The following is a 16,222-nucleotide window of genomic DNA, read 5'->3' on the forward strand; positions in this document are numbered from 1 at the left end:
GAGCCTGTGGGTCAGCGCAAGCGGAGCTTCTCACCTGGGAAGATCAGATCGGGGTTCTCACCCACGACGCTGCGGTTGAGCCGCGCCAGCGTCTGCCAGCCGCCCTTCACATGCTGGTCCGCCGCGATCTCGGACAGCGTGTCCCCGGCCTCGACCGTGTACGAAGCGCCCGGAGCGGCGACTCGCTCGGACTTGGGGGTCGTGGTCGTGGAACGGTCGGTGTCGCGCGACGCCTGTTTTTTCGCACGGCTCCGATCGCTGCTCTGCTTTTCCGGCGTGGTACCAGGGTTGCCGCCCTTGTCGTCGGAACCCAGGCCGAGCCTTGACGAACAAGCCGGCCAAGCCTGCCAGCCCTGTCCGTCGAGTACTTTCTCGGCAATCGCGATTTGCTGCGATTTGGTTGCCAGGTCCGCACGCGAGGCGTATTTCCCGCCGCCGTACGCACGCCAGGTCGACGCGGTGAATTGCAAACCGCCGTAAAACCCATTCCCAGTATTGATGTGCCAGTTACCGCTGCTCTCGCAGTTGGCCAGCTTTTCCCAAGTGGAAAGGCTGGCGGCGTCTGCGGGAGTGCTCATCGCGACCATCGGAACCGCGGCGATACTGCTGATGGCAGCAGTCGTCGTAATTTGCTTTGCCGCATTGTGTGATCGACTTGAGCCGCGATGTTTGCCTTTATAGGGCACGCTGAACCCGCCTCTCATCGCCTGCGGAGTTAGCTGACGGGTTCGGGCGAGAGGAATGCCCGGCCCACTGCGGTGTCGTGGTCGCCCCAAAACAACACAGCGTGACTTCACCCCAATTGGACCAATAGAAAGTCCAACTAGTGGGTCCTCCGTCTCCGCCCTTTCGTTGCTAGTAGATACGACACCGCCGGGCGGGGTTCGGCGAAGCGGGCCGTAATCGCACTGGTTTTGCGCGACCCGTCAGAGACTAGGGCGTGATCACCCCGTTATCAAGTGGGGCGAGCATCATCCAGATTTGCCCAGGTCGCGCGAAATGTCTGAAATCCCGCTGTTTCGTAAGCATCGCAAACAGCGGGTTCGTCATCGACGACGACGGCTACCGGCTGTTGTTTCGCCAGCTTGCGCAGGGTGGCGAGCTTCATGACACTGGCCGGACGCCGATCGTGGTCGCGGCGCAGCACCAACCGGCCCTCTGGCGCCTCGTGCTTGGTGAGCCAGCGCTGCGTGGCCTCGCGGATGCGCTCCGGCCGGCCCGAGAGATAGACGATCTCGTAACGGGCAGCCAGCTCGCGAACGACGGCGAAGCCCTCGGCCAGCGGCTCGTCGTAGGGCGCGGCGCGGAAGAATGCGTCCCAGTTCTTCGGATAGACCTGGACGTGGTGCTGCCGGTGCCGGGCGTCGGCGAGCACGCCATCGATGTCCACGACCGCGATCGCTGAGTCCATCCAACGAATCTAGCGCCCCCGACCTGATGTCAGATGTCGAGAGGAGTGGTCACCGTGGCCGAGAAACGGGTGCCGCCGAGACCTACGTACGTTGTTCTACGGCAGGTCGGCGACGGCCGGTTCGAGCTCGTCGGAGAGGTGGAGCGGAGACCTGGTCTGACGGCCAAGGTGGGACGGCGTGCCGCCATCGTCGAAGCGATCGGCCGCGAGCCCGATCCCGGCGAGGTGTACGCCGCGGTCGCGCGGAGCGAGTGGCGGATCGGCTTCGACTGGTAGCCGGCTTCTCATGACGGCGACGGCATCCGCGTGACGAACCTTTGTTCGGACGGGATCGGGCCTGCGCGGCGTGGCAGCGTGAGCGTTGTCGGTGCCTTTCGCTACCGTGCAGAGCACTATGGCCGAGTCTCCTAGATATCGCCTGACTCGCGACGCCCCGCATCCGCGCTGCCGGCACCGCGAACCTCGCGAGTATGCCCGACACGAGCGTCGGCCCGCGGCAGCGCGGCGCGGCTGCGCCACGAGCTTGACCGGCCCTCTCTAGGAGACACGACCATGGCTGACATGTCCGCTCCGCGGTCGAGGGTCACGTTCGTGCACTCGGCCGACTGGCAGTTGGGCATGGTCCGGGCGTTCCTCGGACCGGAGGCCCAGGCACGCTACGGCCAGGCCCGCATCGACGCGATCGATCGCATCGGCCGGGTCGCGGCCGAGGCCGGTGCCGCGTTCGTCGTGGTGGCGGGCGACGTGTTCGACGCCAACCAGGTCGACCGCCACATCGTTCTTCGCGCGTGCGAGGCGCTGAAGACGATCCAGTGCCCGGTCTACCTCCTGCCCGGCAACCACGACTCGCTCGAGCCCGGCTCGGTGTGGACCAGCCCGATCCTCGCCGCGCATCTGCCGGACCACGTGGAGACCCTGACCGACACCACGCCCCGCACACCGGTGAAGGGCGTCGAAGTGGTCGGCTTCCCGTGGCGCTCCCGCCGTCCATACTCCGATCCAATGGCCGAGCTCGCGCAGCTCGAGCCCGCGCCGGACGGCGTGCTGCGGGTCGCGGTCGGCCACGGTCAGGTCGACATCGTGGCGCCGGAAAACCCCACCATCGCCCACATCGAGCTCGCCGCGCTCGAAGCCGCGCTCTCCGACCGCCGGATCCACTTCGCCGCACTCGGCGACCACCACTCGGTCAACGACGTCGGCACCACCGGCCGGATCTGGTACTCCGGCACGTCCGAGCCCACCCGTCCCGAGGAGACCGACCCGGGCAAGGTGCTGCTCGTCGACCTGTCCGCCGACGACTGCGAGGTCACACCCGTCCAGGTCGGCACTTGGCACCTGATCGAGCGCCTCATCGAGGTCGACGGCGACGCCGCGCTCGACCAGCTCGAGGAGTGGCTCGGCGACCTGCCCGACAAGGCCCGCACCGTCGTCCGGCTCGGCGTCAGCGGCACGCTCTCCGTCGCCGGCCTGACCCGGCTGGAGATGCTGCTCGACGCTCACTCCGAGCTCTTCGCCGCGATCCAGCGCAGGCACAAGCGCTGGTCGCTCCAAGTGCTCCCCGACGACGAGGCTCTCGACAGCCTCTCGGTCAGCGGCCCGGCCCGGGCCGCGCTCGACGAGCTGCGACTGGCGACCGGGGAAGGAGACGGCGTCGCCGCCGACGCGCTGGCCCTGCTCCACCGGCTGGCGGGAGGTGCCGCGTGAAGCTGCATCGGCTGCGCATGCACGACTTTCGCGGCGTGAGCGAACGGGTCGTCGAGTTCGGCGACACCGGCGTCACGGTGGTCGTCGGTGACAACGAGACCGGCAAGTCCAGCCTGCTCGAGGCGTTCACACTGCTGCTGGAGTTCCCCGACGACTCCAAGCACATCCGCATACGCGCGGTCCAGCCCGCCGGCCGCGACGTGTCCACCGAGGTCGAGGCCGCGTTCTCGCTGGGCGCGCGCGAGATCGTCTACCGCAAGCGCTGGTTCCGGCAGCGGCTCACCGAGCTGCAGGTGACGTCGGCCACCGGCGCCGAGACGTTCATCGGTCGCGAGGCCCACGACCAGGCCGGCCGGCTGTTCCGTGCCGAGGTCGACGAGACGCTGTGGAGCGCACTGGTCGTCGGGCAGGAAGACAGCCTCGCAATGCCCGCACCCGGTGCGGTGACCGCCGTGCTCACCGCGCTCGACGGCCAGGCCGGCGGCGCGGTCGACCACGGCGAGTCGGCACCGATCGTCGAGGCGGTCGAGAAGGAGTTCCTCCGCTACTTCACACCCGGCGGCCGGCCCACCGGCACCTACTCCGAGGCGTTGCGGCGCAAGGACGAGGCCAGGGAGCTGGTCGATGCCGCCAACGCCGCCGTGGCCCAGGTCGAGCACGACGTCAGCCGTGCCGAGAGCCTCGTGCTCGAGCGCGGCCGGCTCACGGCGCTGGCCAAGGACCAGGCCAAGGTCGTCGCCGCCTTGCAGCAACGCCGGCGCGCCGCCGACGAACTGCTGACCAGGGTCGAGCGGCTGCGCCACGAGCACACGCTGGCAACCGAACGCCTGACCGCCGCCCGCGGCGAGCTCCAACGCCGGGAGGCGCTGTCAGCCGACCTGGCGCGTCGCGAGCAGGGTGTGGTCGAGGCCACCGAAGCCGCCAAGGTCGCCGCCGAGACCTTACGTACCGCCGAGGCCGAGCTCACCGGTTGTGCCGAGGCGCTGGCCAAGGCTCGCGACAAGCACGCGGCCGCGCGGGAACGCGTGGCCGGGCTCGATGCCCGGATGTCCCGGCTGCGCGACGAGGCCGATCTGGCCGAGCTGACCCAGCGGCTGGCCGCGGTCCAGTCGGCCCAGCAGGAGGAACGCAAGGCGACGGCGATCCTGGCCGGCAACCGCGTCGACCCCGACGTCGCCGATCTGGCCGAGCGGCTGCACCGCGACGTCCTCACGGCGCGGGCCGCGTTGAGTGCCGGCGCTCCCCGGCTGCGCGTGCGACGGCTGGGGGAGTCATCGGTCCTCGTCGACTCCACGCCGCGCACCGACGACGACTTCGAGGTGATCGCCGAGCGTCCCACCGAGCTGGCCGTCGACGGCGTCCTCTCGGTGACCGTCCATCCGGGCGAGGGCATCGGCAGGCTCACAGCAGCGCTCGAGGAGGCCGAACGTTCCGAAGCGTCGTTGCTCGACGAGCTCGGCCAGCCCGACATCGCGGCGGTCCGGCAGGCGGCGCGCGATCGCCAGGTCGCCGAGCGGGCCCGCTTGGTGGCGGAGGAGACGCTGACCAGGCGGCTCGACGGCACGACGGTCGAGGAGCTCCAGCAACGTGAGGCGGTACTCACGGCGCGGATCGCGGCCGCGGGCGGGCCGGTCACACCTTCGGAGCCGGCGCCCGACGGTGGTCGCAAGTCACGGACGAAGAAGAAGACAGCCGCGGCCCGGCGTGCCAAGCGCGAAGAGCCCGCCGACGACCAGGACGCGTTCTTGTTCGATGTCGACGTTCCGGCCCGGCCTCCGACCTTGGCAGCCGGCGCGGAGGAAGCCGACCCCGAAGACCTCATGACGCTCGACGCCGTACGCGACGCGCTGGCCGAGGCACGTTCCGCCGAGAACGCCTCGGCCACCAAGCTCACCGAGGTCGAGCACGCCGAAGCGCTGGCCCGCAAGGGTTACGAAGGCGCCAGCAGCGGCATGGCCGCGGCCCGCGTCCGTTCGGAACAGGAGACCGAGCACCGCGACGACCTCGCCAGCGCCCTGGCTTCCGCGCGCGAGGCCAGGCCCGACGAGGCGCTGGCCGAAGCCGTCGAGATCGCCGAGCAGCACGCCGGCCAGATCGGTGAAGACCTCGCGGCCGCCACCGAGGAGGTCGCCGAGAGCGGCGCCGGAGAGATCCATCAGGAGCTCGAGGACGCCACTCTCGTACGCGACCGGCTGGCGGGCCAGATCGAGTCGCTGCAGGGCGAGCTGCACCGGCTCGAGGGCGCACTCGACCAGGCCGGCAAGCAGGGTCTGGCCACCACGCTGGAGAAGGCGAAGGCCGACTTCGCGCACGCCGAACGCCAGGCCGACCTGCTCGACCGGCGGGCAGCCGCCGCCAGGTTGCTGCGCGAGACACTGGCCAAGCACCGCGCCGAGGCCCGCCGCCGCTACTCCGCGCCGTTGCGCGAGCGCATCCAGAACCTCGGCCGGGCGCTGCACGGCCCGACGTTCGACGTCCAGCTCGGCGACGACCTCGAGGTCGTCACACGGATCGTCGACGGCGTGGCGCTGCCGGTGGAGTCGCTGTCGGTGGGGGCCCGCGAACAGCTGGCGACGCTGGTCCGGCTGGCGATCGCCGGCCTGACCGCGGCCGACGGCACCGGCGTCCCCGTCGTACTCGACGACGCGCTCGGCTGGTCCGACCCCGGCCGGCTCCGGGCGATGGGCGGGCTGCTCGACCGGGCAGGAGCAACCGGCCAGGTGATCGTGCTGACCTCGATGCCCGACCGCTACGCCCACATTCCGCGAGCGACGACCGTCAGACTGTAGTCCACAACATAGAAATTTCCCGTTGCTGGAACATTACGCCTGATGTAGCTTGAGCTCGTGACCGACTCACGACGGGAACGCAAGAAGCAGGAGACCAGGCAGCGGATCGTGCTGGCCGCCGTCCGGCTCTTCGAGGAGCAGGGCTACGAGCAGACCACCGTCACTCAGATCGCCGCTGCCGCTGATGTCGACCCCAAGACGTTCTTCAACTACTTCGGGAGCAAGGACGAGGTCCTGTTCACCGACTTCGGAAGCGACTTCGACGTGCTGTTCGAAACGATCGCCGACCGCCGGCCGGACGAAAGCCCGGGCGAGGTGCTACGGCGCTCGGTCCGGGCGTTCGCCGCGCTTCGCCGGACCAGGGTTCCGGCCAGGGACGCCGGGGAGTTGTCGGCGATCTCCCGGCTCACGATGAGCACACCCGCTCTGCAGGCCAAGGGCCTCTACCTGCAGCTGGAGATCCAGCAGCGGATCGCCGGCGAACTCGCGAACGCGTTCCCCGGCGAACTGGGTCCGATCGACGCGGCGGCGATGACCGGCGCGGTGATGGGCGCGATCCAGCAGGCCAGCCTGACCAGCGTTCAGCTCGGCCGCTCGCAGAAGGAGCTGTGGGAAGCCGCCGACCGTGCACTCGAGATCGCCACCCGCGGCTTCACAAACAACGGGGAAGGAATCCGGCCATGACATCGATCGGACAGCGGTTCGCCCGCGAGTCCAAGCGCGCCCTGCAGGGCGGGCGCGAGGGGATCGCCCTGGCGCAACGAGAACACTTCGCCGAGGCTGTGGCCCACGCCAGGGCCGGCTCGCCGTACTATCGCGAGCTCTACCACCGTCTGCCGGACAGCCTCGACGACCCGAGGCTGCTCCCGGTCACCGACAAGCAGCAGCTGATGGCGCGCTTCGACGACTGGGTGACCGATCCGGAGATCACGCGGGAGAAGGTCGAGGCGTTCGTCGCCGACCCGTCCAACGTGGGCGATCGTTTCCTCGGCAAGTACCTCGTCGCCACCTCGTCCGGCACCAGCGGCCTGCGTGGCCTCTACATCCTGGACGAGCGGAGCACGAGCATCGAGGCCGCGCTCGGCTCACGCGCCGGCGGCCTGCTCGGACTCCAGGAGATCCTCCGCATGGCCACGCACGCCGGCCGGACCGCGATCGTCACCGCACCCGGCGGCCACTTCTACAGCGTCGCGGGGACCGCCCGGTTCCAACGCGACCATCCGCACCTCGGCAAGATGATGCGGCTGTTCTCGATCGATCAGCCGTTGCCGGAGATGGTCGAGGGGCTCAACCGGTTCAACCCCGCTGTGCTCAGCGGTTTCCTCGGCATGCTCCTCCTGCTGGCCAACGAGCAGGAGGCCGGCCGCCTGCACATCAAGCCCGCCCTCGTCATCCCAGGCGGCGAGACCAGCACGATCGGCGACCGTGAGCGGCTCGCATCGGTGTTCGGCGCGAAGGTCCGTGCCGCGTACGCCGCGACCGAGTGCGGCTATCTCGGCATCGGCTGCTCGGAGGGCTGGTACCACGTCAGCACTGACTGGGTCGTGCTCGAGCCGGTCGACGCCGACTTCCAGCCGGTCCCGGCAGGCGAGCTGTCGCACACGGTTCTGCTCAGCAACCTCGTCAACCAGGTGCAGCCGTACCTTCGCTACAACCTCGGCGACAGCGTGCTGGTCCGCCCCGATCCCTGTCCCTGCGGCAGCATCTTCCCGGCGGTCCGGGTCCAGGGGCGGGCGGTCGACCTGCTCGACTTCCCCACGCCGGCCGGTGAGTCCGTCACCCTGTCGCCGATGCACTTCGGCACGCTGCTGGACAAGGTTCCCGGTGTCGGGCAGTTCCAGGTCGTCCAGACCGATCCGGCGACGCTGCGCGTACGACTGCGGGTGACCGACGGCGCCAACCGCGACGGCGTATGGCAAGCAGTCCACGGCGAGATCGGCCGGCTGCTCACCGAGCACAAGGCCGGCCAGGTGTCGGTCGAGTTCGCCGACGAACTTCCGGAGCAGACGTCCGGTGGCAAGTTCCGCCGGGTCATCCCGCTCGCCAAGTCCTGACGCCGCTCCGCTCGCCGGTCTCGGGTGGACGGGCGCACAATGGAACGCATGCAGCGCACCCAACCGTCGCGCCCCGGCACCAGCGTCCGGGTGAGGGTGCGCGAGGTCAACGGCGAGCAGTCCCGCTACCGCGACGACACGGTGGCCACCGAGGAGCCGATGGAGATCCGGATCGGCTGGCCGGGGCGCGAGCCGCGTTCGGTCGTGGTGACGATGCGCACGCCCGGCGCCGACTTCGAGCTGGCCGCCGGCTTCCTGCACAGCGAGGGTCTGGTGGAGTCCGCCGACCAGGTGGTGCGGATCCGCTACTGCCCGGACGCCGAGCAGCTCTACAACATCGTCACCGTCGACCTCGCCGGCCCGCCGGCGTACGAGCCGGCCAAGCGCTACGGTGCCGCCACCGCGGCCTGCGGCGTGTGCGGCAAGGAGAGCCTCGACGAGCTCGAACTGCGTGGTTGCTCACCCGTCGCCGATGGACCGGTGGTGAGCAAGGACGTGCTGTGCGCGCTGCCGGACCAGCTCCGCGAGGCGCAGAACGTCTTCGACCGTACGGGCGGCCTGCACGCCTCGGGCCTGTTCACGCCCGACGGCACCGCGGTCTGCGTACGCGAGGACATCGGCCGGCACAACGCCGTCGACAAGGTCATTGGCTGGTCGATGCTGGCCGGCCACACGCCGCTGCGGGACCACCTGCTGCTGGTCTCCGGTCGCGCCGGCTACGAGATCTGCCAGAAGGCGCTGGCCGCCGGCATCCCGTTCGTCGCGGCGGTCGGCGCACCGTCCAGCATCGCGGTCGACCTGGCCAAGCGCTTCGGGCTGACGCTGGTCGGCTTCCTGCGCGACGAGCGGTTCGTGGTCTACACCGCGCCTCAGCGCGTCGGCGGGATGTGAAACTCCAGCATCGTGCTGGCGTGGTCGACCCGCGGAGGGTACTGCTCGGTGCGCTTCACCGGCCCCTCGCACACCGACTCCACCACCTGCGGCCAGAACTTCCGCGCGCCGTCGTTGTTGTGGTCCATCTCCAGCGACCAGTCGCCCGGATACTTCCGGAACAGCCGCGTCGCAGCCAGCCGCCCGATCCCGCGCCGGCGATGCGCCTTCAGCACGAAGAACTCCGACAGGTGGTTGACCCCGTCGATGCGCCGCATCAACGCGAACCCCGCCAGCTTTTCGCCGTCCCAGATGAAGAACGGATAGCGGCCGGCCTCGGTGAAGTAGTTGTCGAGCCAGAGATAGGGGTAGGTCCCGTGCGCGGTCAACTCCAGCGAACGGATCTCTGAGAAGTCGTAGCGATAGAACTGGATGAGGTTGGCCAGCACCGGTTTGTGCTGCAGTTTCACCCTGTGCAGGTTGACTTCCGGCTCACCCGGCTCGGCCGTTTCTGTCACTGAGGCACCGCGATTCCTACGTACTTGGTCTCCAGGAACTCGTCGATGCCGATCCTGCCACCCTCGCGCCCCAGCCCGGACTGCTTGACACCCCCGAAGGGCGCGGCTGGGTTGGACACGAAGCCGGAGTTGATGCCGACCATGCCGCTCTCGATGCCCTCGGCCAGCCGCAGCGCGCGGTCGACGTCCTGGGTGAAGACGTACGACACCAGGCCGTACTCCGTCGCGTTGGCCAGGGCGAGCGCCTGCGCCTCGGTCTCGAACACCGAGATCGGTGCCACCGGGCCGAAGATCTCCTCGCTCGCCATCCGCGCCCCGGCGGGTACGCCGCTCAGCACGGTCGGCGCGTAGAAGTAACCGTCGCCGTCGACCGGTCCGCCGGCCAGCACCGTGTGGGCGCCGCGCCGCAGCGCGTCGTCGACCAGCTCGGAGACCTTGCTCACCGCACCCGCGTCGATCAGCGGGCCGACGGAGACGCCGTCGTCGACACCGCGGCCGAGCTTGAGCTCGCCCATCCGCGCGGCGAGCTTCTCGGAGAAGGCCTCCGCCACGCCGGACTGCACGTAGAACCGGTTGGCCGCCGTGCACGCCTCGCCGATGTTGCGCATCTTCGCCAGCATCGCGCCGTCGACCGCCGCGTCGAGGTTGGCGTCGTCGAACACCACGAACGGCGCGTTGCCGCCGAGCTCCAGCGAGACCTTCAGCACCTGGGAAGCGGCCTGCGCCAGCAGGATCCGCCCCACGGCCGTGGAGCCTGTGAACGACAGCTTGCGGGTACGTGGGTCGGTCAGCAGCGGCTCGATCACCTCGCCGGCGCGGGTGGTGGGGATGACGTTGACCACGCCCTCGGGCAGGCCGGCCGCGCGCAGGATGTCCGCGAGCGCCAGCATGCACAGCGGGGTCTGCGGAGCCGGCTTCGCGACGACCGTGCACCCGGCCGCGAGCGCCGGCGCGATCTTGCGCCCGCCCATCGCCATCGGGAAGTTCCACGGCGTGATCAGCACTGACGGACCCACCGGCTGCTTCATCACCAGAAAGCGGCTGCGGCCGTCGGGCGAGGCCATGTAGCCGCCGTCGATCCGGACGGCCTCCTCGCTGAACCACCGGAAGAACTCCGCGGCGTACGCGATCTCGCCGCGGGCCTCGGCCAGCGGCTTGCCCATCTCGAGCGTCATCAGCAGCGCGAGGTCTTCCTGGCGCTCGAGCAGCAGCTCGTGGGTGCGCCGCAGGATCTCGCTGCGTCCCCGCGGTGGGTGCTGCGCCCACCCGGCCTGGGCCGAAGCCGCCGCGTCGAGGGCGGCCAGCCCGTCGGCGGGGGAGGCGTCGGCCACTTCGCACAGGACCTCGCCCGTGGAGGGATCCTCGACCGGATACGTGCTCGTGGACTCGGCGGGACGCCACTGGCCGGCTATGAAGAGCTGTTTCGGTGCGGCCTCGACGATCGCTCGTTCGCGCTCTGCGGACACCATGCCTCCACCTTAGTAACGGCGACAATGACCACGGTTGCTCGGTCTTTTAGGCCTACCCCTGGCAAATCTGCCTGGCACCTGCGAAATGACCGAGCAACCGTGGTCTAGGGGAGAGCGGCGATGATGGCGTCGGTGGCGCTCGCCGTGGACGCGGTACCGCCGAGGTCGGGCGTCCGGTTGGCCGGATCCTGGGCGGCGGAGTCGACCGCCGTCTCCACCGCGCGGGCGGCCTCGGTCTCGCCGAGATGGTCGAGCATCATCGCGGCGGTCAGGATCTGCGCGACCGGGTTCGCGATGCCCTGGCCCGCGATGTCCGGCGCGGAGCCGTGCACGGCCTCGAACATCGAGGGGTACTCGCGTTCGGGGTTGAGGTTGGCCGCGGGAGCGATCCCAAGCCCGCCGGCCACCGCCGCGGACAGATCGCTCAGCAGGTCGCCGAACAGGTTGGACGCCACGACGATTCCGACCCGGTCGGGCGCCATCACCATGCGGGCGGCCAGCGCGTCGGCCAGGCACTGCTCGGAGACGACGTCCGGGTAGTCCGCCGCCACCGACCAGAAGACCTCGTCCCAGAACGGCATGGTGTGCACGATGCCGTTGGACTTGGTGGCCGAGGTGACCGGCTCGCCGGTCTTCCTGGCGAGCTCGAACGCGTAGCGGACCACCCGCTCGATGCCGTGCCGGGTGAAAACCGCGGTCTGCAAGGCCATCTCGTGATCGCCGACGCCCTGACGGCCACCCACGTTGGAGTACTCGCCCTCGGCGTTCTCACGTACGACGGTCATCCGCAGCTCGTCCGGCGAGCGGTCGGCCAGCGGGGATCGGACACCGGGGAGGAGGCGGGTGGGGCGGACGTTGACGTACTGCTGGAACGTCCGGCGGATCGGAATCAGCAAGCCCCACAGCGAAACGTGGTCGGGAACGCCGGGGTAGCCGACGGCGCCGAGCAGGATCGCGTCGAACGGGCGGAGCTGGTCGAGGCCGTCGGCCGGCATCATCGAGCCGGTCTGCTGGTAACGCTCACAGCTCCAGTCGAAGCTCGACCACTCGGCCTGGAAGCCGAAACGTTTGGCGGCGGCGTCCACGACCCGGCACGCCTGCTCGGTCACTTCGACGCCGATGCCATCGCCCGGGATGACAGCGATCCGATGAGTTGTCATGCCTTCTACGCTGCCACGCCGGGTGCCGCCGTGCTCGGCCCCGGTCCGCTACGTGGCGGGGATGCGTCCGGGATCGGACCTGCCTGCGGCCGGCCCCAGAACTTCGGGCGGTCCCGCGCGGCGCTTACGGAGCCACGGCGGGACCGGAAGCCTCAGCTGCAGGCGTTGGTGCAGTTGCGGCGCAGGATGGTGTCGATGATGATCGACTCCATCTCGCTCGGGTCCTTGGCCCGGTAGGCCTTTCCACCGCCGGCCTGCGCGATCTTGTTCAGCACGCCGAGGTCGACGTCGGGGCCGAGGCCGACGAGCACCACGGAGACCGGCCGCGCCGGGTCCTGCTCGTTCTTCAGCGCGTTGATCAGCTGGTTCAGGTCGAGCGCGCTGCTGTTGTCCTCGGTGCCGTCGGTGAGCAGCACCATCGTGTTGGTCCGGTCGGAGTCGTAGCCCTGGACCGTACGGAAGCCCGCGAGCACCGTGTCGTAGAGCGCGGTGTTGCGGCCCACGTCACCGGGCAGCTTGTCAAGCGACTGCGACAACGCCTTGCGCTGTTCCGAGTCGAGCGACCTGGTCGGCGTCATCACCTTGTGGTCCTGGCTGCCTACCAGGCCTTCGGAGTATTCCCACAAGCCGAACTCCGCGCTGTCCGGCAAGTACGTCAGCGCGGAGCCCGCGGCGTCCCTGGCAAGTTCGATCCGAGTCCGGCCGTCGTCGCTCGCCCGGTTGTCCATCGTTCCGGAGATGTCGACGATCGCCAGCATCCTGGTGTCGACGGACATCGCCGCCCAGCTTCGGATGACGTCGTTGGCGTCGGTGCCGCTCACGTCGTGGAGCAGCTTCAGCTCGCCGCTGGTGGTCGCGCCGGGGGGCGGCTTGAGCCCACGGACGTCGCGGAAGCCGGCCCGGTTGAGCGCGGTCTTGCCGGTGGGCGTGTCGACGTACCGCATCAACGCCGAGCCGGCCTCGATCACCCGCTCGATCTTGCGCTTGTCGTGCAGGACGGCGATCAGCGGATAGTCGAGGAGCACGGTGCCGGACTTCGGCAGGATCGGGACCACATGGGCGCCCTTGGCCCGGTTGAGCGCGAGCACCTGCTGCTCGGTGGTGGGAACGCCGTACCGGAAGCCCTTCTTGGTGGCGTAGTCGAGCTCGCTCTGCACGTCCTGGACCTTGTTGCGAGTCAGGCCGAGAATCATCTCGCCGATCCGGTGCCGGTAACGCTCCTGAGTGACTTCGATTTCCTCGTCTTCGGGAGCCTTGATATCCAAAGAACGGCGAATTGCCAATAAGCCGGACAAAGCGACCGCGGATTTCTCCGGATTCGACATCGCCATCTTTCCGGCCGGTGCAAGCGTTTCCCAGCTTTGCGCCTTGCCGGCGATTTTCTCCGCATTGGCCTGATTGGTTGCCAGGACGAGGGGAGAGGCGGCGACGGTCGGGCTGATCGGCAGGACCCGGTCGGCCGGGATGCCCGTGCGGCGGAACCACTGCCAGCTGTCGGGAATCCACAAGTCGGCATCGGAGTCGCCGCCGGAGCTGGTCAGCTTCTCGTACATGTCGGCCGGACGCTCGGAAACGACGTCGACCCGCAGGCAGTTGTCACCGACCGGGACCTTGCTCTTGGCGATGTCGGCGGCGATCGTACGCATCGGCCCGAGGATCTCCGGAGCCGTGGCTACCCGGACACTGAACGTGCCCTCGCACTCCTTCGTCTTTTCACCCGGCGAAGCCACGCTGAGTGCGCGTACGCCTACAAAGGAAAGAGCGGGCACGAGGATCGCGGCAGCTGCGATCAAAATGCCGCGTCCGATCCGAGGGCTTCGCACCTCGGATGTGTGGCGTCCGTGTCTTCCGGGCATGCCTGGTCATTCCCTCCCCACCCCCTTCGACTCGGTTGGGGAGCCTACCGGAAGAAGACAGCGGAATTCGCAAGGGCCAATTGCAGCCATAGTGCCCGGATTCGAGCCGATCTGGGAGCCGGCCCCGTAGACCTGGTTGGTGGCTCGAAGTCACCCGTCGGCGCCGGATCGTAAGAACACTAAGGTGACGGCGTGGTCGAGAAAGGGCGGCGATGACTCGGAGCGCTGGACTGCGCGTCAGGATTTCACACGTCCGAAACAATCTTTTCCTGCTCGGGCCCGCGTTCGTCGCCGCCATCGCCTATGTCGACCCCGGCAACGTGGCAACCAACATCACGGCGGGTGCGACCTACGGCTACCTCCTGGTGTGGGTGATCGTCGTCGCCAACCTGATGGCGGGCCTGGTGCAGTACCTCTCGGCGAAGCTCGGGCTGGTGACCGGACAGTCGCTCGCCGAGGCCGTCCGTGACCGGATGCCGACGCCAGCACGGCTGGCGTACTGGGGGCAAGCCGAGCTGGTCGCGACCGCCACCGACATCGCGGAAGTGATCGGCGGGGCGATCGCGCTGCAGCTGTTGTTCGGGCTGCCGCTGGTGGTGGGCGGCGTGATCACGGGCGCGGTGTCGATGGTCCTGCTGCTGGTCCAGGACCGGCGTGGCCAGCTTCCGTTCGAACGAGTCGTGAGCGGGCTGCTGCTGATCGTGGCGATCGGCTTCTTCGCGGGGCTGGTGGTGTCGCCGCCGTCGGCTGGAGGTGTCGTCAACGGCCTGGTGCCGAGGCTGGAAGGAACCGAGAGCCTGCTGCTGGCGGCCGGGATGCTCGGGGCCACGGTGATGCCGCACGCGGTCTACCTGCACGCGGCGCTGTCGCGCGACCGGCACGGCAAGCCCACCGGGCCGCGGCTACGCCGGCTCGTGGTCGCGACCCGATTCGACGTGGGCGCGGCGATGGTGCTGGCGGGCTCGGTCAACCTCGCGATGGTGCTGTCGGCCGCGAGCACCCTGCAGGGACTGCCGGACGTCGACAACCTGGTGGGGGTACACGCGGCGTTCGGCTCCGAGCTCGGCAGCGTGGTCGCCCTGTGCTTTGCCATCGGGCTGCTGGCTTCCGGGCTGGCGTCGACGTCGGTCGGCAGCTACGCGGGCGCCGTGATCATGGCCGGACTGCTGCGCGTGCGGGTGCCGCTGATCGCGCGGAGGCTGATCACGCTGGTGCCGGCGCTGGCGCTGCTGGTCGCCGGTGTCGAGCCGACCTGGGCGCTGGTGCTGTCGCAGGTCGTCCTGTCGTTCGGCGTGCCGTTCGCGTTGGTGCCGCTGGTGCTGCTGACCTCGAGGCGCTCGGTGATGGGCGAGCAGGTCAATGCCTCCTTGACGACAGTGCTGGCGTGGATCGCGGCCGGCCTGATCATCGCCCTCAACCTCGCGCTGATCGTTCTCACCATCACCGGCTAGCGACGTGCCCGGGCTGGTCGACCAGCTGGGGAATGACGTCGTGGGCCAGCCTGCTCAGCTGCTGGAGCCCGTCGAACAGTGGGTTGAGCAGGACCAGGTGCGCACCGGCCGCGGCCACGTCGCGTAGACCGGCGACGCAGTCGTCGACGGTGCCCGCGACCGCGACGGCGGCCAAATCGCCCATCCCGAAGTAGTCGTACCTGCGGTGGAGAGCGTCGGCGATCCGGGCGCGGGCGGTTTCGGCGTGGTCGTCGACGGCGATGTAGACCCGCTTGGCGACGGTGAAGCCGGCCGGGTCGCGCTGCCGATGCCGAAGCTCCGTTCGGATGGCGTGGGCGTGCCGGGCGAACTGCTCGGTGGTGGAGGATCCGGCGCCGATGAAGCCTTCACCGAGTTCGACGGCTCGCCGCAGCGCGTTTGGGTGGCCGCCGCCGAGCCAGATCGGTGGGTGTGGCTTCTGCAGCGGCTTGGGCTCCAGCGCGGCGTTTCGCAGCTGCCAGAACCGCCCGTCGAAGTCGACCTGCGCGTTGGTCCACAGGCGCTTCATCAGCCGCAGTCCCTCGCCGAAGCGGGCGACGAAGCCGGCCGGATCGACCTCGAACGCGGAGAACATCCGAGACGGGCCGCCGGTGACCAGGCCGACCTCGAGCCGGCCCAGGCTGAGCTGGTCGAGGCTGGCGATCGACTTGGCCAGGTGCACGGGGTTGTGGAGGGAGCTGACGAACATCGCACACCCCAACCGGATCCGGCTGGTGCAGGCCGCGGCGTAGGTGAGGGTCTCCAGCGGGCTCAGCATGGGATGGGTGCCGAGTACCTGCTCGCCGGTCCAGGCGCTCTCGAAGTGCTCCTCGGCTTCGGTCAGGTAGGCGCGGAAGTTGGCCGGGTCGAACGAGCCGTCGGCGACGACCTGGGGGATCGAGATCGCGAATCGCATGGTTAC

General features: G+C 69.3%; 14 protein-coding genes and 1 riboswitch. Of the genes, 7 read left to right on the forward strand and 7 right to left on the reverse strand.

Annotation, left to right across the window (positions count from 1 at the left end; all coding sequences use genetic code 11):
• Nucleotides 1-11: 11 nt before the first annotated feature.
• Both ACYVF6_RS39775 and ACYVF6_RS39780 read right to left on the reverse strand, forming a co-directional pair.
• Nucleotides 12-578 (reverse strand): transglycosylase family protein, encoded by a 567-nt coding sequence (locus ACYVF6_RS39775; protein WP_460529833.1) that lies wholly within the window; start codon nucleotides 576-578, stop codon nucleotides 12-14.
• A gap of 111 nt (nucleotides 579-689) precedes the next feature.
• Nucleotides 690-865, reverse strand: a riboswitch (cyclic di-AMP (ydaO/yuaA leader).
• A 90-nt stretch (nucleotides 866-955) separates the two neighbouring features.
• Nucleotides 956-1,411 (reverse strand): HAD family hydrolase, encoded by a 456-nt coding sequence (locus ACYVF6_RS39780; RefSeq protein WP_460529836.1) that lies wholly within the window; start codon nucleotides 1,409-1,411, stop codon nucleotides 956-958.
• Between the two features lie 54 nt (nucleotides 1,412-1,465).
• Here ACYVF6_RS39780 and ACYVF6_RS39785 point away from each other — a divergent pair, with 54 nt between their 5' ends.
• The 6 genes from ACYVF6_RS39785 (at nucleotide 1,466) to fdhD (ending at nucleotide 8,849) form a co-directional block, all read left to right on the forward strand.
• Nucleotides 1,466-1,687, forward strand: coding sequence for a hypothetical protein (locus ACYVF6_RS39785; protein ID WP_460529839.1), 222 nt, complete (start codon nucleotides 1,466-1,468; stop codon nucleotides 1,685-1,687).
• Between the two features lie 276 nt (nucleotides 1,688-1,963).
• Nucleotides 1,964-3,115, forward strand: a complete 1,152-nt coding sequence (locus tag ACYVF6_RS39790; RefSeq protein ID WP_460529842.1) for a metallophosphoesterase family protein — start codon at nucleotides 1,964-1,966, stop codon at nucleotides 3,113-3,115.
• Nucleotides 3,112-5,904, forward strand: coding sequence for an ATP-binding protein (locus ACYVF6_RS39795; protein ID WP_460529845.1), 2,793 nt, complete (start codon nucleotides 3,112-3,114; stop codon nucleotides 5,902-5,904). The genes ACYVF6_RS39790 and ACYVF6_RS39795 overlap by 4 nt, the downstream gene beginning before the upstream one ends.
• Before the next feature lie 57 nt (nucleotides 5,905-5,961).
• Nucleotides 5,962-6,588 (forward strand): TetR/AcrR family transcriptional regulator, encoded by a 627-nt coding sequence (locus ACYVF6_RS39800; protein ID WP_460529848.1) that lies wholly within the window; start codon nucleotides 5,962-5,964, stop codon nucleotides 6,586-6,588.
• Nucleotides 6,585-7,958: a phenylacetate--CoA ligase family protein gene (locus ACYVF6_RS39805; protein ID WP_460529851.1), complete on the forward strand. Its 1,374-nt coding sequence runs from the start codon at nucleotides 6,585-6,587 to the stop codon at nucleotides 7,956-7,958. The genes ACYVF6_RS39800 and ACYVF6_RS39805 overlap by 4 nt, the downstream gene beginning before the upstream one ends.
• A gap of 48 nt (nucleotides 7,959-8,006) precedes the next feature.
• Nucleotides 8,007-8,849, forward strand: coding sequence for a formate dehydrogenase accessory sulfurtransferase FdhD (fdhD, locus tag ACYVF6_RS39810; RefSeq protein ID WP_460529854.1), 843 nt, complete (start codon nucleotides 8,007-8,009; stop codon nucleotides 8,847-8,849).
• Here the strand turns inward: fdhD and ACYVF6_RS39815 are convergent.
• The 4 genes from ACYVF6_RS39815 to ACYVF6_RS39830 all read right to left on the reverse strand — a co-directional run bounded on the left by ACYVF6_RS39815 (nucleotide 8,828) and on the right by ACYVF6_RS39830 (nucleotide 13,831).
• On the reverse strand, nucleotides 8,828-9,298 hold the full coding sequence (locus tag ACYVF6_RS39815; RefSeq protein ID WP_460529857.1) for a GNAT family N-acetyltransferase: 471 nt from the start codon (nucleotides 9,296-9,298) through the stop codon (nucleotides 8,828-8,830). The two genes, fdhD and ACYVF6_RS39815, sit on opposite strands and share 22 nt — an antisense overlap.
• Before the next feature lie 44 nt (nucleotides 9,299-9,342).
• Nucleotides 9,343-10,815 (reverse strand): NAD-dependent succinate-semialdehyde dehydrogenase, encoded by a 1,473-nt coding sequence (locus ACYVF6_RS39820; protein ID WP_460529860.1) that lies wholly within the window; start codon nucleotides 10,813-10,815, stop codon nucleotides 9,343-9,345.
• Between the two features lie 104 nt (nucleotides 10,816-10,919).
• Nucleotides 10,920-11,975 carry an isocitrate/isopropylmalate dehydrogenase family protein gene (locus ACYVF6_RS39825; protein WP_460529863.1) on the reverse strand — a complete coding sequence of 352 codons (1,056 nt, stop codon included), beginning with the start codon at nucleotides 11,973-11,975 and terminating at the stop codon, nucleotides 10,920-10,922.
• A gap of 152 nt (nucleotides 11,976-12,127) precedes the next feature.
• The gene (locus ACYVF6_RS39830) at nucleotides 12,128-13,831 is read right to left on the reverse strand and encodes a substrate-binding domain-containing protein (RefSeq protein ID WP_460529866.1); all 1,704 of its coding nucleotides are present in this window, start codon (nucleotides 13,829-13,831) and stop codon (nucleotides 12,128-12,130) included.
• 212 nt (nucleotides 13,832-14,043) lie between these two features.
• Between ACYVF6_RS39830 and ACYVF6_RS39835 the strand changes: the two genes are divergently transcribed.
• The gene (locus ACYVF6_RS39835; protein WP_460529869.1) at nucleotides 14,044-15,282 is read left to right on the forward strand and encodes an SLC5/6 family protein; all 1,239 of its coding nucleotides are present in this window, start codon (nucleotides 14,044-14,046) and stop codon (nucleotides 15,280-15,282) included.
• Here ACYVF6_RS39835 and ACYVF6_RS39840 read toward each other — a convergent pair.
• Nucleotides 15,272-16,216, reverse strand: a complete 945-nt coding sequence (locus ACYVF6_RS39840; RefSeq protein ID WP_460529872.1) for an LLM class flavin-dependent oxidoreductase — start codon at nucleotides 16,214-16,216, stop codon at nucleotides 15,272-15,274. The two genes, ACYVF6_RS39835 and ACYVF6_RS39840, sit on opposite strands and share 11 nt — an antisense overlap.
• Nucleotides 16,217-16,222: the final 6 nt, after the last annotated feature.

Source organism: Flindersiella endophytica (assembly GCF_054779015.1).

Coding starts and splice junctions, on each gene's coding strand:
- ACYVF6_RS39775 (WP_460529833.1), bottom strand. CDS start 578: ATGAGCACTCCCGCAGACGCCGCCAGCCTTTCCACTTGGGAAAAGCTG.
- ACYVF6_RS39780 (WP_460529836.1), bottom strand. CDS start 1,411: ATGGACTCAGCGATCGCGGTCGTGGACATCGATGGCGTGCTCGCCGAC.
- ACYVF6_RS39790 (WP_460529842.1), top strand. CDS start 1,964: ATGGCTGACATGTCCGCTCCGCGGTCGAGGGTCACGTTCGTGCACTCG.
- ACYVF6_RS39805 (WP_460529851.1), top strand. CDS start 6,585: ATGACATCGATCGGACAGCGGTTCGCCCGCGAGTCCAAGCGCGCCCTG.
- fdhD (WP_460529854.1), top strand. CDS start 8,007: ATGCAGCGCACCCAACCGTCGCGCCCCGGCACCAGCGTCCGGGTGAGG.
- ACYVF6_RS39820 (WP_460529860.1), bottom strand. CDS start 10,815: ATGGTGTCCGCAGAGCGCGAACGAGCGATCGTCGAGGCCGCACCGAAA.
- ACYVF6_RS39825 (WP_460529863.1), bottom strand. CDS start 11,975: ATGACAACTCATCGGATCGCTGTCATCCCGGGCGATGGCATCGGCGTC.
- ACYVF6_RS39830 (WP_460529866.1), bottom strand. CDS start 13,831: ATGCCCGGAAGACACGGACGCCACACATCCGAGGTGCGAAGCCCTCGG.
- ACYVF6_RS39835 (WP_460529869.1), top strand. CDS start 14,044: ATGACTCGGAGCGCTGGACTGCGCGTCAGGATTTCACACGTCCGAAAC.
- ACYVF6_RS39840 (WP_460529872.1), bottom strand. CDS start 16,216: ATGCGATTCGCGATCTCGATCCCCCAGGTCGTCGCCGACGGCTCGTTC.